The sequence below is a fragment of the Enterobacter sp. Acro-832 genome, from assembly GCF_011752745.1.
Lineage (GTDB): Bacteria > Pseudomonadota > Gammaproteobacteria > Enterobacterales > Enterobacteriaceae > Enterobacter > Enterobacter quasiroggenkampii.
Genome location: NZ_VWWX01000001.1, coordinates 794,836 through 814,478, shown reverse-complemented (window position 1 = coordinate 814,478; position 19,643 = coordinate 794,836). Strand labels below are relative to the sequence as shown.

The following is a 19,643-nucleotide window of genomic DNA, read 5'->3' as shown; positions in this document are numbered from 1 at the left end:
CATTCCGTGATTGATAATAATTCTCGTTATGATATTCATTCTGTTTACAGTCGCAACCATTTTTGCAATATTTGTTTTCATAAACTTCATAATTTCCACACATTTATTGACACTATGTTCACATTCTCATGCGCGCTGACTCTGAAACCTTGACGGAAAACGTCACCTCAAAAGCTAACTGGCCCCTGGCGCTATCTGCGGGTTTACTGGGCATCGGGCAAAACGGTTTGCTGGTGATGCTCCCGCAGCTGGTGACCCTGACCGGGCTGTCACTCTCGGTCTGGGCCGGGCTGTTGATGTTTGGATCCATGCTCTTTTTACCGGCATCGCCCTGGTGGGGGCGTCAGAGCGAGCGGAAGGGGTGTAAGTCCGTCATGCTGGCCTCGCTAAGCGGCTATCTGGCCAGTTTTGTTGTGATGGCGCTGGTGGTCTGGGCGATGGCGGCCGGAAGGCTGGATACGGTCTGGGGGCTGGCGGGGCTTATTTTCTCGCGCCTGCTCTACGGACTGACGGTCTCGGGGCTGGTGCCTGCGGCCCAGACGTGGGCGATTCAGCGTGCGGGACTGGAGAAAAGAATGGCGGCGCTGGCGACGATCAGCTCCGGCCTCAGCTGCGGGCGTTTGCTCGGCCCACCGCTGGCGGCGCTGATGCTCAGCGTTAATCCGGTGGCGCCGCTCTGGCTGATGGCGGTTGCGCCGCTTCTCGCTCTGTTGCTGGTGCTTCGCGAAGTCGCTGACCCGCCGCTGCCACCGGTAGCCCACCAGGCAACCCGCCTGCAGGCCTCCATGCTGCCGTTCCTGCTGCTGGCGCTGCTGCTGGCGGCGCTGGTGAGCCTGATGCAGATTGGCCTGTCACCGCATCTTAGCCCGCTGCTGGACGGTAACGCCCGGGAGATCAGCCATCATGTCGCGCTCCTGCTGAGCCTGGCCGCGCTGGCCACGCTCGCGGCACAGTTTCTGGTGGTCCGCCCGCAGCATTTCAGCCCGGTGACATTGCTCTGCATCGCGGCGGTGCTGATGGTGGCAGGGCTTGGGCTGATGTCTGTTGCCGGTTTGATGTTGTTCTACGTGGGGATTGTTATCACGTCACTCGGGGCGGCGATGGCCACGCCGGGCTACCAGCTTCTGCTGAACGATCGGCTGACCACGGGGAAAGGCGCGGGCGTCATCGCCACCAGCCACACGTTAGGCTACGGCGTCAGCGCACTGCTGGTGCCGGTCGTGACGCGCTTTTACGGGGAGCAGGCTTTAATGGTGGCCGCATGGGGAATGGCGCTGCTGTTTTTAGCCCTGAGCATAGGGGTATGGTCAACTGAGCGTACCCCTGCTGAAAAAGCTTAATGGACCTGGCGGGACGAATGCCCGCCAGACGCCTCATTCTGCCGCAGGCGCTGGAGCGGATCCTGCTGATAAAACTGGCAGAAACGTTGCCACAGGGCCGGGAAACGGGGCGCGAAAAGCTCTGGCGCGCTGAAGAAATACTCGGAGAGCACCGCAAAGCACTCAGCCGGGTCGGTTGCCGCATAGGCGTCAATGCTGGCCGCGCTCTCGCCCACAAGGTCTATTTCATCCTGAATGTTATCCATCGCCGCGTGCAGGTCGTGCTCCCAGCCCGCGACCTCGCGAAGCGGGATCAGCGGAACGCCGCTGGCGCGATCGCCGTTGCGGGTATCCAGCTTGTGCGCCACCTCATGAATAATCAGATTAAAGCCGGAGGCGTCGAACGAGTCCTGAATATCGAGCCAGTTGAGGATTATCGGCCCTTGCTGCCAGCTTTGTCCGGACTGCACCACGCGCTGGTTATGCACCAGCCCAATGTCGTCCTGCCATTCGTCATCCACCACGAACGGCGCGGGATAGATAAGCACTTCGTGGAAACCGTCCAGCCACTCAATGCCGAGTGCAAGCACCGGCAGACAGAACAGCAGGGCGATGCGGGCGTTTTTCAGGGGATCGAGTTCAAACCCCTGCAGTGGCACCAGGCGTTTTTGCTGCAAAAAACGATCCGCCAGTTGAACCAGTTTCGATTGTTCATCCGGGGTTAGATTAGCCAGAACAGGGATCGTCAGTGCGTCATCCCATGGCAGCGCCACATCCCGGCCAGCCTCATTCGTTTTCCAGGGCCACTTTATCATCGCTTTGCTCGCAAACTCGTCATTTGAACAAAAATGGGAAAGTCAGGTTCGGTTAAGATGCCAGAAAATCGCTCACTGCGACAAATCCAGCCTGAATAAACTATCATTTCGTACGTAGCGGTGGGTAGCGGTTTGCGGGCATCACCTTCATTTTGTGAAGTCTGTCGTGGCCTTTATCCGCAGGTGGGGTGAATTAATCAGTGCGGTATTGAAAAGATGAGCGATTTCAAAGGTAACAAGCAGGACCTGCCCAGTCGACTGTGTGTGCACTGCCAGCGGCCCATGACGTGGCGCAAGAAATGGGCGAAATGCTGGAATGAGGTTAAATACTGTTCTGAGCGTTGCCGCAGGAGCCACCGTTGACCGAGCTGCGTCTGATCCTGGGCGATCAGCTTAATCCGCATCACAGCTGGTTTGATACCTGCAGTCCTAACGTCATTTACGTGATGCTGGAACTCAGGGCAGAAACCGCCTACGTGCTTCATCACGCCCAGAAAGTTATCGCTATCTTCGCCGCCATGCGCGCGTTTGCCTCTGCATTAAAAGAGAAGGGGCATCGGGTGAGGTATGTCCGACTCTCCGATGGCTCAAACCGCGGCGCGCTGGAAGACAATCTCAACGCGCTTGTCGCGCATTACCGCGCAGATAGGGTGATATGGCAGGAGCCCGACGAATGGCGTCTTGATACGCAGCTGCAGGCGTGGGCGAAGACGGTCTCCGTTGAAACGGCCTGCGTCAGTAGCGAGCATTTTTTCACCACTCGGGAACAGGTCAGCGCGTTCTTTGCGTCACGCAAAAGCTGGCGAATGGAGTACTTTTATCGGGAAATGCGTCGTCAGCACGGCGTCCTGTTAACCTCTGAAGGCGAGCCGGAAGGGGGGAAATGGAATTTCGATGCTGAAAACCGCAAGCGCTGGTCCGGCGAGCCTCCCGCGCCGGTGGACGCGCGTCCCTGCCACGATCGTTCCGCCTTATGGGCGGAGATCCAACGCTGCGGCGTAAAGACCTTCGGCGAACCGCAGGCCGACAATTTTCGCTGGCCGCTCAACCGTGCGGAAGCCAAAGCCAGGCTGGATGATTTTATCGCGCACGTGCTCCCGCAGTTTGGAAACTGGCAGGACGCGATGCACGCGGAGGAACCTTTTCTTTTCCACTCGTTAATTTCATTCGCGCTGAACGCTAAAATGCTTAATCCGCGGGAAGTGGTCGCGGCCGCCCAGCAGGCGTGGCGTTCGGGCCACGCGCCGCTGCCTGCCGTTGAAGGGTTTATCCGACAAATTCTCGGCTGGCGGGAGTATGTGCGCGGGATCTACTGGTCGCAGATGCCGGGCTATCGGGAGCTGAATGCCTTAGACCAGCACGCCCCGCTGCCGGACTGGTTCTGGACGGGCAAGACGCAGATGCGCTGCCTGGCGCATGCCGTTGGGCAGTCGCTCACCGAGGCTTACGCCCACCATATCCAGCGCCTGATGGTCATTGGAAACTTTAGCCTGCTCAGCGGCCTGTCGCCGCAGGCGGTCCATGAATGGTATCTGGGCGTCTATATTGATGCCTTTGAGTGGGTGGAGCTGCCCAACACTCTCGGCATGAGCCAGTTTGGCGATGGCGGGTTACTGGCCAGTAAACCCTACGTCTCGAGCGCGTCATATATTCATAAGATGAGTAATTACTGTCAGGGGTGCCGGTATCAACACAACCTGCGTACCGGCGAACAGGCGTGCCCCTTCAATGCCCTTTACTGGGACTTCTTTGCGCGCAATAAGGCGCGTCTCGGTAACAATCCCCGCCTGGGGATTGTCTTTAAACAGCTAGCGGACATGACGGAAGAGGATCGGCAGGCCATTGCAGACCGCGCGGGGTACGTCCGCCTGCATCTCAACGACCTCTGATCGGTATTTCAACGCCTGGGCGGTTGCGGCAGGTCAATAAGACGCTATTATTTTTGACTTTGTTGCGTATTCCCTGACAGGACATCCAGACGCTATGCCCGTGAATTTTGACCTTAACGATCTTTATGCTTTCAGAGCGTTAGTGGAATACGGTAACTTCCGTGTCGCCGCTGAATCTATCTGTTTATCCCAGTCGGCGCTGAGCCGCAGGATTGAAAAGCTGGAAGCCGCGCTGGGAAACAGGCTGTTCGATCGCACCACCCGCCGCGTGGCGCTGACGCTCTACGGACAAAACTTTGCCGAGCGCTCCGCGCAGCTGCTCGACAGCGTTGAGTCAATGCTCGCGGATGTCGATAAGGCCAGTGAAGAGCGGACGGGGCTGATCACGGTTGCCACGGTACCTTCCGCGGCCTGTTACTTTATGCCTGACGTGATCCGGCGTTTTCAGTCTCGCTATCTGCGTGTTCGCATTAAGCTCATCGACAGCAGCGCGGGCAATGTGATTGACGCCGTGGCCCGCAGCCAAGCGGATTTTGGTATCTGCTTTGCAGGAAACCTGCCGTCTGAAATCGAATTTTTCCCGCTGGTGGAGGATGTCTACGTCGCGGCGTGCAGAAAGGATCATCCCCTCGCGCAGAAGAGTCACCTGACATGGAAGACGTTTTACCAGCAGGATTATATCTCCCTCGATAAAACGTCAGGCAACCGCAATCTGCTCGACCGGATGCTGGGGGATATCGTTCCCGAGCGGCCCAGCGTCTGCGAAACACGTCACGTTACCACGATGCTCGGTATGGTTGAGGCGGGGATCGGCATCGCTGCCGTTCCCGCCATGTCAATGCCGACCTCAGAGCACACGCTGTTGACGCATCTGCCGCTGATGGCGCCGGAAGTGAAACGCACCGTGGGGCTTATCCGGCGCCGGGGGCGCATCCAGTCTTATATTGCGGCTGAACTGGAAAAGCAGATCACCGAGCAGTATCGCCGGACGTAACGGGGATCATCCCCGTCTCCGTAATGACGGCCCTTGAGGGCGGTGAGGCGAGATAGGTCAACAGCGCTTTCCCCTCCCCGGGATGTTCTGCATGGCGGGTAACCGCGCCCGCGAAGCGCGTGATGTATTGCACATTGTCAGGGATTTTCCCGACAAAGGTGACGCCCTGAACCGGCAACAGCTCGCTAACCTGCTGGAAACCGAGGGTGTATTTTCCATTTGCCACTTCTGAGGCGACCGGAATACGTTCGACCTTTGTCGCTTTACCCGCCACTTCTTTTTCTATTCCCAGCTTTTTGAATAATGCCTGGCTGACGTACCTGCCGCTGGCGCTGTCAGAGTAGGCGATGGAGCTGGCCTGCAGCAGCGTTTCACGCAGTTTCGCATCGCTGCTGATATCCGGTACTTTCGCTCCTTTTTTTACCACCATGCCAACGGGAGAATCCGCGAGTTCCGTTCGCGAACCCGGCTGGGTCTGGCTGGCCTTTTCGAGCTTCTCCAGCGCATCGCCCACCATAATCACCACGTCGGCCTTCTCGCCGCGCGCCAGTCGGTTTGGGATCGCCTGCGGCGTATTGCCCATTGAGGGGCCGGGGATGATCACAATTTTATCCCCGGTCCGGTGTTCATATTCCGGGGCCAGCTTTTCAAGGGCGGCTTTAAAACCGCCTGAGATCATCACCTTCACGTCCTGGGCAAAGGCATTGACGCTCAGGAACGTCAGCACCAGCGCGCTTGCGGTATAGCGATAAGTGCGTTTCATACTGCCCCCTCTGACTTGACGGTGTTTTGCAGCGATACCGCGCGGCGGCGGTAGAGGTAGAGCGTCGCCAGCAGGGCACATACCGCGGCGAAGCTCATCCAGTAGCCCGGCGAGGCTTTGTCGCCGGTGTATTCAATCAGCGCGGTGGACATGACCGGGGTAAAGCCGCCAAAGACCGCCGTTGCCAGGCTGTAAGCCAGCGAGAAGCCCGCCACGCGCACTTCAGCCGGCATAATTTCCGTCAGAGCCGGGATCATTGCGCCGTTATAGAGGCCGTAGAGGAAGGAGAGCCACAGCAGCACGCTCAGCATCATCGAGAAGCTGGGCGCGCTCGCCAGCAGCGTCAGGGCCGGGTAGCTGGTCGCCAGCGCCAGCAGGGTCATGGCAATCAGCACCGGCTTGCGCCCGAAGCGATCCGACAGGGCACCGCCCACCGGCAGCCAGATGAAGTTAGAGATCGCCACCAGCAGCGTGACCAGCAGGCTGTCTGACGCGCTCAGCATCAGCACCTTTTTGCCAAAGGTGGGCGCATAAACGGTAATCAGATAAAAGGCCGTGGTGGTCATCGCCACCATCAGCATGCCCGCGACCACCACCTGCCAGTTCGCGAGCAGCGTTTTAAAGACCTGACGCATCTCCAGATGATGGCGACGCGCGCTGAACTCTTCCGTCTCTTCCAGCTTGCGGCGCAGGAAGAAGATAAACGGCACGATTAAACAGCCGAACAGGAACGGGATGCGCCAGCCCCATTCGCGGATGGCGCTCTCTTCCAGCATCGCGTTCAGCGCAAAGCCCATTGCGGCGGCGACCATAATGGCGACCTGCTGGCTACCGGACTGCCAGCTGGTGTAAAAACCCTTACGGCCCGGCGTGGCGATTTCAGCCAGATAGACCGACACGCCCCCAAGCTCCGCGCCGGCGGAAAAACCCTGCAGCAGACGGCCCGTCAGCACCAGCAGCGGTGCCCACAGACCGATGCTTTGATAAGACGGAATAAGCACGATCAGGAAGGTCCCCGCCGCCATGATGGACAGCGTGACAATCAGCCCCTTTCTGCGCCCCACTTTGTCGATATAGGCACCAAGCACGATGGCGCCGATTGGACGCATCAAAAAGCCTGCGCCGAAGACGGCGAAGGTCATCATCAGCGACGCAAATTCACTGCTCGCCGGGAAGAAGGTATGGGCGATATAGGTGGCGTAGAACCCGAACAGGAAGAAGTCGAATTGCTCAAGAAAGTTGCCGGACGTGACGCGAAGTATCGCGCCCGCTTTCGATCGTACGGTTGCAGGTGAGGTTGAGGAAAACATGGTTATCTCCAGTTTATTGTTGACGTTTTACGCGTCTGTTTCTGAAAACTGGATCAGGATGAGGAATTAGATAAGCGCAAATGCCGCATCGACTGATGCATTTCTTGCATGAATATAAGTCGGTTGTTAAATACAATTAATGGCAACAATAACTTAACAAACCGTTGGCTTTTTATTCACCAGTAATCTGTAAGTCTATGATATTGCGATTTTGTGATGTGGCGCAGAGGCGCATTTCAGAATGCGCCGGGTAACCGCTTCATTACCCGGCGGATGCATTTTAGCGCAGCGCCCTGGCAATCGCGCTAAACATCAGAGAAGCTTCCAGCGGCTGGGCGCTGAAGGACGGCTCCGCCTGCGGCCAGGTAGACCACTGGACGATGACCAGATTTTCCTTCGGGTTCACCACGATCATCTGCCCAAAAATGCCCAGCGCCCAGAGCGAACCTTTCAGCGAATCCTGTGCCGTCGGCTCTACGCCCGTGGCGTTCGCGGGCACTTCATTGTTCCACCACTGATAGCCGTACAGCCCCCCGGGATGGGCGTCTGATACCGAGCCTTTGGCCTTCGTCCAGTCTGACGACTGCCGGATCCAGTTTTCCGGCAGGATGGTCTTACCGTTCGGCAGCGTACCGTTGTTCAGGATAAATTGCCCGAAGCGTCCCCAGTCCTCCAGCGTGGCGTTAAAGCCGTGCGCGCCGACGTCGTGCTGGCCTTTGCTGTAGGCATGCCACACGCCGTCGCTCGCCATGCCGTAAGGCTGCCAGATACTTTTCTCCAGATAGGCTGCGAGCGTCATGCCGGTGGCCCGCTCCAGCACGTCACCCAGCAGCCAGGCGCCACCCGAAGAGTAAGACCAGTTCTCTCCGGCCGGATACGCTCTGCGTAACCCCTTCACCAGCTTGCGCACGCAGTCATAGGTACCCGGCTTCGCCTCGCACTCGGTGAGCTGCGCAAAGTCGGAGTGGGGGTTGGTGTAATCCTCGTTCCAGGCCACGCCGGAGGTATGGGTGATCAGCTGTCTGAGCGTCACGCCGTCCCATGCGGTGCCTTTCAGGTCGGGTTCATACCGCGTGATCCGATCGTCAAGCGAGTGGATCTTTCCCTCTTTGAGGGCCACGCCCACCAGCGCCGATACCACCGATTTCCCAACCGAGCGTGAGGTCCAGAGCGTCGAGTCGGTATTGCCCTCTCCAAGATACTTCCAGGCGATTTTGCCGTCCTTCAGTACCAGCATGCCGCTGACGTTCTGGCGCTGGAGGTACTCCTGAAGGCCGTAGCGCCTGCCGTTGACCTGATAGTGTGCGTCCGTGAGCGGCTTGTCCGACATTTGCAGCGGCACGGCGTTACCGTGGCGGAAACGATCCCCGGCGTAGTTGCGGTAGTCATTGCGAAAGCCCACCACGCGATCGGCCTGGCTCCAGGTGAGCATCTTATGGGGGTCAGGCAGCGTGGTGTCGAAGGGGGCTGGGCAGGCGCTGAGGTCGGTGCCTTTACAGGCCGCCACTGCCGCAGGGGAGATCAGGGTGCTGAAGACAAGGCCCGCCAGCAGGGCATGGTTTACTTTTCTGTTTTTCATATCCGTCTCTTACAGGTTAGGAACGGCTTCAGTTTAAAAACCCCGGGGCTATAATAAAAAACGCGTAGCGGGGGAAAATCCCCCCAAAAAACAGAAGGAGCGTAGCATGGCGGGACTGATTTACTCTTTTGCACAGCTCGAGGCATTTACCGCCGTGGCCGAGAACGGGAGCCTGAGTAAAGCCGCGGTGGCGCTGAAGAAGGACCGAACGACGCTTCGCGATCTGGTTGATTTTCTTGAGGATGGGTTAGGCTACGCGCTGTTTATTCGCGACGGCCGCACCCTGCGGCTCACGCCCGAAGGGGAGCAGCTTCAGCGCCAGGCGCACCTGCTGATGCGGCAGGTAAAAGCCTTTGAGGCGTTTGCCAGAGAGGTGCCGCACAGTGCCACGCAGGACCTGACGCTGGTCTACGATCCTTTTACGCCCAGAGCCTTTCTGCACGGGGTGATTGCTGAAATGGCGGTGCGAAAAATCCGCCTGAGCCTTATTTGTGCCTCGCGGGATGAATCGGAACGGCTGCTGGCGAACAACGACGCGGATCTCGCCATCTGCCAGGCACGCAACCGCAGCGTGGGCAATGATATGGAGTGGCGCGCCCTGGGTGCCATCGATATGGATTTTTATGCCGCCAGCGGGCTGTTTGCTGACCGTTCTTCGCCTCTGTCGCTGCTCGATCTCTCCCTGGTGCCCCAGGTCGTCATGCACCCCGCCTCGGACGAGCCGGTGGCGCGCCGCCTGCAGATTTCCGGGCATACCCTCTTTACCAATGAACCGGAGATGCTGCGCGGTTTGCTGGAGCGCGGCTGCGGCTGGGGATTCTTACCGACGCATTTTCACGCCGGGCAGTGGCAAAACGTAAAAAGGCTGCACACCGAAGTGGGCAGCCAGGGGATTGGTCAGACGATGGTCACCATCTGGAAGCCGGGGAGCGACAAGCGCAGCACGATCGCTGAAACGCTGTCGCTCTTGCCGGACGTATGGAAGCACTCAGCGCTGTGAACAGCCTTTACACTGCTGGTTCTGGATCTGCTGGAAGAAATCGTTGCCTTTGTCATCCACCAGGATAAACGCCGGGAAGTTCTCGACTTCAATTTTCCAGATGGCCTCCATTCCCAGCTCAGGATACGCGACGCACTCCAGGCTCTTAATGCTGTTTTGCGCCAGCACCGCCGCCGGGCCGCCGATGCTGCCCAGGTAGAAGCCGCCGTGCTTATGGCAGGCGTCCGTCACCTGCTGGCTGCGGTTGCCTTTTGCCAGCATGATCATGCTCGCACCGTGGGACTGCAGTAAGTCCACATACGAATCCATGCGCCCTGCGGTGGTGGGACCGAGTGAGCCAGACGCGTAGCCTTCCGGCGTTTTGGCCGGGCCCGCGTAGTAAATCGGATGATCTTTGACGTACTGCGGCAGTTCTTCGCCGTTGTCGATCAGCTCTTTCAGCTTCGCGTGGGCGATGTCGCGCGCCACGATGATGGTCCCGTTCAGCGACAGGCGAGTAGAGACCGGGTGCGCAGAAAGCTGCGCCAGGATCTCATTCATCGGCTTGTTCAGGTTGATGCTGACCACGTCGCCTTCGCCCTGCTGGCGCAGCGATTCAGGAATGTACTGGCCCGGGTTGTGCTCCAGCTTCTCAATCCAGATCCCGTCGCGGTTGATTTTCGCTTTGATATTGCGGTCCGCGGAGCAGGAAACTCCCATGCCAATAGGGCAGGACGCGCCGTGGCGCGGCAGGCGGATCACGCGGATGTCGTGGGCGAAGTATTTACCGCCAAACTGCGCGCCGAGGCCGAGGTTCTGTGCTTCCTGGAGCAGCTCCTGTTCCAGCTGAACATCGCGGAACGCCTGGCCGTGTTCGTTGCCTTCCGTTGGCAGCGCGTCGTAGTAGCGCGTGGAAGCCAGCTTCACGGTTTTCAGCGTGGCTTCCGCCGAGGTTCCGCCGATAACAAAGGCAATGTGGTACGGCGGGCAGGCTGCCGTCCCCAGGGTACGCATCTTCTCAACCAGGTAATTTTTCAGCTTAGCCGGGGTGATCAGCGCTTTGGTTTCCTGGTAGAGATAGGTTTTGTTGGCAGAGCCGCCGCCTTTCGCCATGCACAGGAATTTGTACTCGTCGCCGTCCACGCTGTAGAGATCGATCTGCGCGGGCAGGTTGGTACCGGTATTCACCTCTTTATACATATCCAGCGCCGCATTCTGGGAGTAGCGCAGGTTGTCTTCAATGTATGTGTTATACACGCCCTGGCTCAGGGCCGCTTCGTCACCGCCGCCGGTCCAGACGCGCTGGCCTTTTTTACCCATGATGATCGCGGTGCCGGTATCCTGGCAGGTCGGCAGCACGCCTTTGGCCGCGATTTCGGAGTTGCGCAGGAACTGCAGGGCAACGTACTTATCGTTCTGGCTGGCTTCCGGGTCGTTGAGGATGGCGGCAACCTGCTGCTGGTGGGAAGGACGCAGCATAAATGCGGCGTCGTGGAAGGCCTGCTGCGCCAGCAGGGTCAGCGCTTCCGGCTCCACTTTCAGGATTTCCTGGCCTTCGAACTCGGCAACGGAGACGTGCTCTTTGGTCAGCAGGTAGTATTCGGTGTCGTCATGGGAAAGAGGGAAGGGGTTCTGGTAGATAAACGGTTTGTTTGACATAGCTTGCTCCACAAAAATAAAACCGCCGGAGGAAGGCCCCGGCGGTCAGAAATCAGAACATCATGGACATCCACGGATAGCCAATCAGCAGCAGGGCCGCCAGGAAGATGGCACCGAAGATGGTGCCGAGGCGCCAGTAGTCTTTGGTTGGCAGGTAGCCGCTACCGTAGTAGATCGGGCTTGGGCCAGTACCGTACGGGGTGATGATCCCCATCACGCCCAGCGAGGTCACCATCAGCAGAACGAACACTTCCATATTCATGCCCGGAATGGTGGAGGCGATGGTCAGCATCGCTGGCAGCAGCGCCGTGGTGTGCGCGGTGGTGCTGGCAAACAGGTAGTGCAGCAGGTAGAACGCCAGCAGCAGGACGATGGTCGCCACGCCCGGAGAGATACCGCTCATTAACAGACCACCTTCTTTACCCAGCCAGCTGATGAAGCCGGTAGAGGAGAGGCCGTCCGCCAGCGCAACCAGGGTGGCGAACCAGACGAAGGTGTTCCACGCCGCTTTGTTACCGGTGATATCGTTCCACTCCAGCACGCCGGTCCACAGCATCAGGCCGACGATGAGCAGGGCAGCCATAGCGGGTTCAATCCACGCGGCGGCGAAGATCCACATCAGCAGCGCACAGCACACGAACACCAGCAGCAGAATTTCATTGCGGGACAGTTTGCCCAGTTTTTCCAGCTCACGGGTCGCCCACAGCGGCACTTCGTTGTTCACCTTCACTTCTGGCGGGTAGAACCAGTAGGCCAGCAGCGGCATAGCCAGAATCAACAGGATACCCAGAGGCAGGAAGGCGAGGAACCAGGTGCCCCAGGAGATATCGATCCCAACCGTACTTTTCACCAGCGCCAGCGCCAGCAGGTTCGGCGCGAGGGCGGAGAGGAACATTGAACTGGTGATACAGGCCGCGGTGATCGCCACCCACATCAGGTACGAACCAATTTTACGCGCGCTTGGGTCGTTCGGTTTAGAACCGTACAGCGGCGGCAGGTTAGCGATGATCGGGTAGATGGTCCCGCCGCTGCGCGCGGTGTTGGACGGGGTGAACGGTGCCAGTAGCAGGTCAGCAAACGTAATCGCGTAACCGAGCGTCAGGCTGCGACGGCCGAGGTATTTCACCAGAATCAGCGCCAGACGGCGGCCGAAGCGGGTTTTGTCATAGCCTGCGGCGAACATGAAGGCACCGAAAATCAGCCAGACGGTCGAGTTACCAAACCCGCTCACCGCCCACTTAAAGGAGGCGCCTGCCAGCTTGAATTTCGGATCAGCCAGCTGTTCAGGGCTGAACAGCACCCACTGGCTGCACAGGGCAATGGCGACCACGCCGGTCAGACCGATCACCGCGCCCGGCAGCGGTTCGAAGATCAAACCCACGATCACGCCGACGAAAATGGCGAAGTAATGCCATGCGTAAGGAGGCAGCCCTTCCGGTACTGGAACAAACAGCAGCAGTACGGCGACGATGACGGGCAGTGCCATCATCAGCAGACGTTTTGCGTTTCCATTTGATGCCTGGTTCGCCACAGGGGGCGTTACAGCAGTTTTTGTATTCATAGTTTCACGTCTTAAGTTGTCAAAGATTCGGTCGTACTGAAAAAACAAAATCACTTTCTTAGTTTCTTTGCTTTTTTTAGTTATTAAAGGTGCGGTTTTGTATTTTCAGTAATAGCAATTTAACGCTTTTACGGTGGCGCTAAATTAAAAAATGATGATGTTTTTATATTGCGCTTTTGGATGCCATAACTATTGATCGCGATCAAAAAAACAGAATTGCAGCGTTATTTTTATGCTTTTATTAATAACCACTCAGGCGTATGTGGGTATTACCTGTTTTATTGGTTTGCTTTATCATTTTCGTAACATCTATTTTTTCTCCGTCTTGCATCTTATTGTTTTTAATGGTTTTGAATGCGTGATTGAAATTGGTTTAACCAATTTTTATTTAACGAATTTTAAATTATTGTGAATGACTGAATTACATTCGCTAACACCAATGTGTTATTTGTGTTATTGCAGGGATTAAATAGTTTTTTAACTAACGTAATAACTTTAGAAACTAAAAAAATCATTATATTAATATCATGACATCGGCAAATAACGACGAACTAAAAACTAATCCGATAACGAATTCTTAATTTTTTAAAAGTTTGGAGTTTCTAATATGAGCACTAACGAACGTATTCTTAGCCCCTTCACATTACCGAATGGCACTGAACTGAAAAACCGTTTGTTAATGGCCCCTATGACCACCTGCACCGGCTATTACGACGGCACCGTTACCAGTGAACTGGTGGAGTACTATCGTGCCCGTTCCGGCAGTATCGGCACCATCATTGTGGAGTGCTGCTTCGTCGACGATCTCGGTCTGGCCTTCCCGGGCGCGATCGGGATTGATAATGATGAGAAAATTGCCGGGCTGGCGAAAATCGCGGAGGCGATTAAATCCAAAGGCTCTAAGGCTCTGCTGCAGATCTACCACGGCGGCCGCATGGTTGACCCGAAACTGATCGGTGGCCGTACGCCGGTTGGCCCAAGCGCCGTTGCCGCGCCGCGTGAGGGCGCAGCAACGCCAGTGGCACTGACTGGCGAAGAAGTCGAAGGCATGATCGGCAAGTTTGGTGAAGCGGTGCGCCGCGCCATCCAGGCCGGCTTCGACGGCGTGGAAATCCACGGGGCAAACACCTATCTGATTCAGCAATTCTATTCGCCAAACTCTAACCAGCGTGACGACGAGTGGGGCGGCAGCCGCGATAATCGCGCGAAGTTCCCGCTGGCAGTTCTGGATATCACCCACAAAATGGTGCGCCAGTACGCGGACGACGCTTTTATTATTGGCTACCGCTTCTCCCCTGAAGAGCTGGAAGTGCCGGGCATCCGCTTTGAAGACACCATGTACCTGCTGGAAAAACTGGCGGCGCGCGGCGTGGATTACCTGCACTTCTCAGTCGGCGCGACCCTGCGTCCTTCCATTGTCGACACCCAGGACCCAACGCCGCTTATCGAAAAATACTGCGCGATGCGTTCTGAAACGCTGGCGCAGGTTCCGGTCATGGGCGTGGGTGGCGTGGTAAATGCCGCCGATGCCAATGAAGCGCTGGAACACGGTTACGACCTGATTGCCGTGGGCCGTGCCACCATTGCCTATCCGGACTGGACCGACCGCATCGCGGCCGGGGAAACGCTGGAGCTGTTTATGGACAGTACCCAGCGCGAGGCGCTGAACATTCCTGAACCGCTGTGGCGCTTCTCGCTGGTGGAAGCGATGATCCGCGACATGAGCATGGGCGAATCAAAATTCAAACCGGGCATGTTCACCGAGAAGGTGCAGGACGACGCGAACGAGCTGGTGATTAACGTCAGTCTGGAGACTGACCGCATTGCCGATATCGAGCTGGCGTCTGGCCCGAGCGAAGACGTAGAGTTCGTCACCAGCTTTGAAGAGATCCGCACCCGCATTCTGGATGCCAATACCCCGCACGTGGATGCCATCACTGGCGCAACCAGCCAGAGTGAAGCGGTGAAGAAAGCGGTCTCTAAAGCGATGCTGAAATCCAGCAAAGCGCGGGCAGCGGAAGAGGGCGTTGACCCGAACGAAACCCGCAGCGTGGACGTGGTGGTTGTCGGCAGCGGCGGCGCCGGTCTGGCGGCGGCGATTCAGGCTCACGACGAAGGCGCGAGCGTGCTGATTGTTGAGAAAATGCCAACCATCGGCGGGAACACCATTAAAGCTTCTGCCGGGATGAACGCCGCTGAAACCCGCTTCCAGCGTGTGAAGGGCATTCAGGACAGCAAAGAGCTGTTCTACCAGGAAAGCCTGAAAGGTGGCGGCAACAAGAACAACCCTGAACTGCTGCGCCGCTTCGTCGAGAACGCGCCGCAGGCAATTGAGTGGCTGGCAACCCGCGGCATCATGCTGAACGACATCACCACCACCGGCGGGATGAGCATCGACCGTACTCACCGTCCAAAAGACGGTTCTGCGGTGGGCGGTTACCTGATTAGCGGCCTGGTGCGTAACGTCAACAAACGCAACATCGAGGTGATGCTGGATACTTCCGTCAGCGACATTCTCTTCGAAAACGGTGAAGTCACCGGCGTGCGCCTGACCACCGAAGAGAATGAAACCATCACCGTGGCAGCGAAAAGCGTGATTGTGGCAACGGGCGGCTTCAGCGCTAACAGCCAGATGGTCGTGAAATACCGTCCGGATCTGGAAGGTTTCGTCACCACCAACCATAAAGGGGCGACCGGTGGCGGTATCGCGCTGTTGGAGCGCATCGGGGCTGGCACTGTCGATATGGGCGAGATTCAAATTCACCCAACCGTAGAGCAGAAAACCTCGTACCTGATTTCCGAATCCATCCGCGGGGGCGGGGCGATTCTGGTCAATCAGAAAGGGGAACGCTTCTACAACGAAATGTCGACCCGCGATAAAGTCTCGGCGTCAATCATCGCCCTGCCGGAGAAATACGCTTACATCGTCTTTGACGAGCACGTACGCGCCAAAAACAAAGCCGCGGATGAGTACATTGCCAAAGGCTTCGTGACCAGCGCCAGCTCGCCGAAAGCCCTGGCGGAAGCGCTCGGCATGGATTACCACGCTTTCCTGGCGACCCTGGAACGTTACAACGGTTTCGTTGAAAAACAGCATGATGACGACTTTGGTCGTACCACCGCGCTGCGTGCGCCCATCAATGAAGGGCCATTCTACGCCATTCAGATTGCGCCGGGCGTGCACCACACCATGGGCGGCGTGACCATCAACACCGAAACCTGCGTGCTGGATAGCAACCACAACGTGCTGCCAGGCGCGTTTGCAGCCGGTGAAGTGGTCGGCGGGATCCACGGCGCTAACCGTATCGGCGGTAACGCGGTGGCAGATATCATTATTTTTGGTACCCTTGCAGGACATCAGGCGGCTCTGCGTTCGAAAATGAGGTAAGGCTCCTGCTTCCCAGGCCGGATACGCGCAGCGTTATCCGGCATTTTCCCCGGCGGCGCGGTGCCTGCCGGGGCTTCAGCTGAGGACTCCTGCCATGCCTGATAGCCATCGCGTTTACAGTTACTCCGCCGTCCTGATGGGGTCACCCATCCTCCTGAAGCTCTTCTCCCATGACGAAGCCCTCGCGTCCCGCGTGTTTCGCCTGATCAAACAGTATGAAGATCTGCTCACCGTCAACCGCGCGCACTCGCAGGTGATGGATATCAATCATGCCGCTGGCCAGCATCCGGTCACCGTCAGTCGGCCAGTGTTTGATCTGATCCGCTGTGCAAAAGCGGCAAGCCTGTTCAAGGACAGCGCCTTTAATCTGGCGATCGGTCCGCTGGTGAAGCGCTGGAAGATTGGTTTTCAGGGAGACAGCGTTCCGCCTGCCGATGAAATCGCGTCGCTGCTGGCAATTACCCGCCCAGAGGATGTTCTCCTTGATGAGGCCAGCAGCAGCGTGTTTCTGACCCGGGCGGGGATGGAGATCGATCTGGGGGCGATTGCCAAAGGCTATATCGCCGACAGGGTGCGGGATTACCTGCGTAAAGAGGGCGCTGAGCTGGGGCTGATTAACCTTGGCGGAAACATTCAGACCTTAGGCTCCCCGGAAGGGGGCTGGAGCGTTGGGCTGAAAAAACCGTTCGCCGGGGATGCGCTGATCGGCACGATGGTCGTCGAGAACCTGTCCGTCGTGACGTCGGGAACGTACGAGCGCTACTTTGAGCACAACGGCAAACGCTATCACCACATTCTCGATCCGCGCACCGGGTATCCGCTGGACAACGAACTGGACAGCGTGACCATCATTTCAAAAGATTCCATCGACGGCGATATCTGGACCACGCTGATGTACGGCATGGGCGTGGAGAAGGGCTGCGACGCGCTGCGTGCGCGTCCAGACATAGAAGCGATCTTTGTGACCAAAACAAAAGAAGTGGTGTTCTCTTCAGCACACCACTTCCGCTTTACCCTACTGGATGATACCTACCGCGTTACTGGCAGTATTGCTTGAGCAGGCCCGTCTGCTCCGGCTGGAGACGGTAGCGATACACCGGACGCCCGGTGGCGCCGTAGTGAATGCTGGTGAACAGAATATTGATTTGCGCCAGCCAGATCAGATATTTGCGGCAGGACACGCGGGAAATATTGACCGCGTTTGCCAGGTCATCGGTAGAAAACTCCGTCTCCGGGTGTGCGTCAATCCACTGGCAAATCGTGCGCAGCGTTTGCGGCGTTAACCCTTTCGGCAGCTTTTTGCTGTCTGCCAGTTCCGGTGCCCCGCCGTGGATCAGACGGTCGACGTCCGCCTGCTCGTAATACTGATGTGACCCCATCAGGCTGTGCTTTGCCTTCCAGCCGTTCAGCGCCTCTTCAAAGCGCGGGAACTGGAACGGCTTTATCAGATAATCCACCACGCCATAATGGATGGAGGTCTGGATCGTGGCGGCGTCGGCGGCCGAGGTGATCATGATCACATCGATTTGGCGGCCGGATGCGCGAATGACGGGCAGCAGATCCAGCCCGTTATCCTGCTGCATATAGACATCCAGCAGCACCAGATCGACAGGATGGCTGGGGTCATTAATGATGGCCTCGGCCTGGTTTAGCGTGGAGGCGACGCCACAGCAGGTAAAGCCTTCAACACGGTTGACGTACAGACGGTTGAGGTCGGCCACCATGGCGTCATCATCGACAATTAACACATTTATCACGCGATATTCCTCTCGCTATCCCAGGGGATGTGAACAAAAAATTGGGTAAATACGCCGGGCTCAGACTCGACGCTGATATCGCCGCCAAGGTTCTGAATCTGCTGGCGAGCAAGGAACAGCCCAACGCCGCGGTTGTCGCCTTTTGTTGAGAAGCCCTTTGTAAAAATAGACTCCAGCTGAGTGGGATCAATGCCGGGGCCATCGTCGCTGACTTCACAGCTGAGCCAGCCATTTTGATAATGCAGCAGCAGGCCAATCTCACCTTCCTGCTGTCCTTCCATCGCGTCGAGCGCGTTTTCAATGAGGTTGCCCAGCGCGGTGATCAGCACCGCGACCTGCTCTTCACTTGCGGTATCCGGTATCTGGCTTTCATCCGCCAGCGTCAGAGTGACGCCCGCTTCTTTCGCCCGGTTGATTTTACCCAGCAGGAACCCGGCTACCACCGGGGATTTTACCTTGCTCTGTATCGTACCGATATCCGTCTGGTAATGATGCGCCGTCTGCAGGATGTACTCTTCCAGCTTGTCGTAGCGCTTCATGTGCAGCAGGCCCAGGATCACATGCAGTTTATTCATAAACTCGTGTGTATGGGCGCGCAGGGCATCGACGTAATTCACCATGCCATCAATACGCTGCATCAGCTGGCTGATTTCCGTTTTATCACGGAAGGTGGTGATGGCGCCGATCACCCGATCCTGGCTTTTCACCGGGACCATGTTGCACAGCAATAGCCGGCCGTTGCAGCTGATCTCCTGATCCTGGCGCGCGACGCCCGTCTTCGAGACGTCACGCAGGCTGGCCAGCAGGGGGGCGCTGGTGTTTTCGGTCTGCTTGCCGGACGGGAGAAGCAATATTTCTCTGGCGGTCTGATTAATCATCGTCACGCGCCCGTGAATATCAACGGCCAGCACCCCCTCACGAAGCGACTGTAGCATCGCCTGGCGCTGTTCGAACAGGGCGGAAATTTCATAGGGTTCGAGTCCGAACAGGATGCGTTTCAGGACCCGCACCAGACCCCAAATCGCCATCGAACTCATAAAAATGCTGAACAAAATGGTCCAGACGGCGTTTAGCCGCCCGCGGGTAATCTGCTCTTCCACCTTATTCAGGGAGATACCGACCACTACCACGCCAATCTGCTCGTGCTGGCCGTCGTAGACGGGGGTAAATACGCGCAGCGCTTCGGCGAGCGCGCCCCGGTTAACCGATACGTTCTCTTTGCCTTCCAGCGCGGGCGTTAAATCGTCGCCGATAAAATGCAGCCCCAGCAGCGCCTCGTTCGGGTGAGAATAGCGGATCCCGCGCATATCGGTGACCACGGTGAACAGCAGATCGTTTCGTTTCGTCACCGCCTGGGCGATGGGCTGAATAATATTCTCCTGCGGCGCCTGCATCAGGCCGCGCTGTATCTCGGGGCTGTCGGCGAGGGTGCGGGCAATGCCGAGCGCGGTGTCTTTGACATCATCGCGTGTGGCGCGGGTGATTTGCACCGAATAGAGCGCAAAGACCACCAGCAGCACTGAACCGATAATCGCGCATACCATCAGCGTGACCAGCGTATTGAGTTTCATGGGGCGCTTGCGCGTCGGAAGGAAAGGCTGCAAATCGCTCATCAATACTCCGCGATGAT

General features: G+C 57.5%; 15 protein-coding genes. 7 read left to right on the top strand and 8 right to left on the bottom strand.

Annotated elements, in window-relative coordinates; genetic code table 11:
• Positions 1 to 128 precede the first annotated feature (128 nt).
• Entirely contained in the window at positions 129 to 1,340 is a 1,212-nt protein-coding gene (locus F3J31_RS03820) for an MFS transporter (RefSeq protein ID WP_167211390.1), read from the top strand.
• On the opposite strand, the gene mtfA is transcribed toward F3J31_RS03820, so the two are convergent.
• Positions 1,337 to 2,134, bottom strand: a complete 798-nt coding sequence (gene mtfA / locus F3J31_RS03815; RefSeq protein ID WP_126533618.1) for a DgsA anti-repressor MtfA — start codon at positions 2,132 to 2,134, stop codon at positions 1,337 to 1,339. The two genes, F3J31_RS03820 and mtfA, sit on opposite strands and share 4 nt — an antisense overlap.
• A 216-nt stretch (positions 2,135 to 2,350) precedes the next feature.
• On the opposite strand from mtfA, the gene F3J31_RS03810 reads away from it, so the two are divergent.
• The 3 genes from F3J31_RS03810 (at position 2,351) to F3J31_RS03800 (ending at position 5,017) form a co-directional block, all read left to right on the top strand.
• Complete coding sequence (locus F3J31_RS03810) at positions 2,351 to 2,497, top strand: DUF2256 domain-containing protein (RefSeq protein WP_071530926.1); 147 nt, start codon at positions 2,351 to 2,353, stop codon at positions 2,495 to 2,497.
• Positions 2,494 to 4,023: a cryptochrome/photolyase family protein gene (locus F3J31_RS03805; protein ID WP_167211387.1), complete on the top strand. Its 1,530-nt coding sequence runs from the start codon at positions 2,494 to 2,496 to the stop codon at positions 4,021 to 4,023. Before F3J31_RS03810 ends, F3J31_RS03805 begins: the two co-directional genes overlap by 4 nt.
• 94 nt (positions 4,024 to 4,117) lie before the next feature.
• Positions 4,118 to 5,017 carry a LysR family transcriptional regulator gene (locus tag F3J31_RS03800; RefSeq protein WP_167211384.1) on the top strand — a complete coding sequence of 300 codons (900 nt, stop codon included), beginning with the start codon at positions 4,118 to 4,120 and terminating at the stop codon, positions 5,015 to 5,017.
• Here F3J31_RS03800 and F3J31_RS03795 read toward each other — a convergent pair.
• From F3J31_RS03795 to F3J31_RS03785, 3 genes are all read right to left on the bottom strand, one after another.
• Positions 4,992 to 5,780 carry a substrate-binding domain-containing protein gene (locus tag F3J31_RS03795; protein ID WP_045908142.1) on the bottom strand — a complete coding sequence of 263 codons (789 nt, stop codon included), beginning with the start codon at positions 5,778 to 5,780 and terminating at the stop codon, positions 4,992 to 4,994. The two genes, F3J31_RS03800 and F3J31_RS03795, sit on opposite strands and share 26 nt — an antisense overlap.
• Positions 5,777 to 7,090, bottom strand: a complete 1,314-nt coding sequence (locus F3J31_RS03790) for an MFS transporter (RefSeq protein WP_048029378.1) — start codon at positions 7,088 to 7,090, stop codon at positions 5,777 to 5,779. The genes F3J31_RS03795 and F3J31_RS03790 overlap by 4 nt, the downstream gene beginning before the upstream one ends.
• Before the next feature lie 280 nt (positions 7,091 to 7,370).
• Positions 7,371 to 8,669 (bottom strand): serine hydrolase, encoded by a 1,299-nt coding sequence (locus F3J31_RS03785; RefSeq protein WP_167211381.1) that lies wholly within the window; start codon positions 8,667 to 8,669, stop codon positions 7,371 to 7,373.
• A gap of 106 nt (positions 8,670 to 8,775) precedes the next feature.
• Between F3J31_RS03785 and F3J31_RS03780 the strand changes: the two genes are divergently transcribed.
• Positions 8,776 to 9,669: a LysR family transcriptional regulator gene (locus tag F3J31_RS03780; protein WP_167211378.1), complete on the top strand. Its 894-nt coding sequence runs from the start codon at positions 8,776 to 8,778 to the stop codon at positions 9,667 to 9,669.
• Here the strand turns inward: F3J31_RS03780 and fumA are convergent.
• Positions 9,658 to 11,307, bottom strand: a complete 1,650-nt coding sequence (gene fumA, locus F3J31_RS03775; protein ID WP_063622025.1) for a class I fumarate hydratase FumA — start codon at positions 11,305 to 11,307, stop codon at positions 9,658 to 9,660. The two genes, F3J31_RS03780 and fumA, sit on opposite strands and share 12 nt — an antisense overlap.
• Positions 11,308 to 11,359: 52 nt before the next feature.
• A complete protein-coding gene (locus F3J31_RS03770) occupies positions 11,360 to 12,868 on the bottom strand; it encodes an anion permease (protein WP_008500292.1) in 1,509 nt (502 codons plus the stop codon).
• A 607-nt stretch (positions 12,869 to 13,475) separates the two neighbouring features.
• Here F3J31_RS03770 and F3J31_RS03765 point away from each other — a divergent pair.
• Together F3J31_RS03765 and F3J31_RS03760 are read left to right on the top strand one after the other, a co-directional pair.
• A complete protein-coding gene (locus F3J31_RS03765; RefSeq protein WP_167211375.1) occupies positions 13,476 to 16,256 on the top strand; it encodes a flavocytochrome c in 2,781 nt (926 codons plus the stop codon).
• Between the two features lie 94 nt (positions 16,257 to 16,350).
• Positions 16,351 to 17,313, top strand: coding sequence for an FAD:protein FMN transferase (locus F3J31_RS03760; protein ID WP_167211372.1), 963 nt, complete (start codon positions 16,351 to 16,353; stop codon positions 17,311 to 17,313).
• Here the strand turns inward: F3J31_RS03760 and dcuR are convergent.
• Positions 17,294 to 18,013, bottom strand: a complete 720-nt coding sequence (gene dcuR / locus F3J31_RS03755) for a two-component system response regulator DcuR (protein WP_069718955.1) — start codon at positions 18,011 to 18,013, stop codon at positions 17,294 to 17,296. The two genes, F3J31_RS03760 and dcuR, sit on opposite strands and share 20 nt — an antisense overlap.
• Positions 18,010 to 19,626 (bottom strand): sensor histidine kinase, encoded by a 1,617-nt coding sequence (locus F3J31_RS03750; protein ID WP_048029384.1) that lies wholly within the window; start codon positions 19,624 to 19,626, stop codon positions 18,010 to 18,012. Before F3J31_RS03750 ends, dcuR begins: the two co-directional genes overlap by 4 nt.
• Positions 19,627 to 19,643 lie beyond the last annotated feature (17 nt).

Bases quoted from the DNA above. Each gene is read 5' to 3' on its own strand.
- F3J31_RS03820 (WP_167211390.1), top strand. From the start codon at position 129: ATGCGCGCTGACTCTGAAACCTTGACGGAAAACGTCACCTCAAAAGCT.
- mtfA (WP_126533618.1), bottom strand. From the start codon at position 2,134: ATGATAAAGTGGCCCTGGAAAACGAATGAGGCTGGCCGGGATGTGGCG.
- F3J31_RS03810 (WP_071530926.1), top strand. From the start codon at position 2,351: ATGAGCGATTTCAAAGGTAACAAGCAGGACCTGCCCAGTCGACTGTGT.
- F3J31_RS03800 (WP_167211384.1), top strand. From the start codon at position 4,118: ATGCCCGTGAATTTTGACCTTAACGATCTTTATGCTTTCAGAGCGTTA.
- F3J31_RS03795 (WP_045908142.1), bottom strand. From the start codon at position 5,780: ATGAAACGCACTTATCGCTATACCGCAAGCGCGCTGGTGCTGACGTTC.
- F3J31_RS03790 (WP_048029378.1), bottom strand. From the start codon at position 7,090: ATGTTTTCCTCAACCTCACCTGCAACCGTACGATCGAAAGCGGGCGCG.
- F3J31_RS03785 (WP_167211381.1), bottom strand. From the start codon at position 8,669: ATGAAAAACAGAAAAGTAAACCATGCCCTGCTGGCGGGCCTTGTCTTC.
- F3J31_RS03780 (WP_167211378.1), top strand. From the start codon at position 8,776: ATGGCGGGACTGATTTACTCTTTTGCACAGCTCGAGGCATTTACCGCC.
- fumA (WP_063622025.1), bottom strand. From the start codon at position 11,307: ATGTCAAACAAACCGTTTATCTACCAGAACCCCTTCCCTCTTTCCCAT.
- F3J31_RS03770 (WP_008500292.1), bottom strand. From the start codon at position 12,868: ATGAATACAAAAACTGCTGTAACGCCCCCTGTGGCGAACCAGGCATCA.
- F3J31_RS03765 (WP_167211375.1), top strand. From the start codon at position 13,476: ATGAGCACTAACGAACGTATTCTTAGCCCCTTCACATTACCGAATGGC.
- F3J31_RS03760 (WP_167211372.1), top strand. From the start codon at position 16,351: ATGCCTGATAGCCATCGCGTTTACAGTTACTCCGCCGTCCTGATGGGG.
- F3J31_RS03750 (WP_048029384.1), bottom strand. From the start codon at position 19,626: ATGAGCGATTTGCAGCCTTTCCTTCCGACGCGCAAGCGCCCCATGAAA.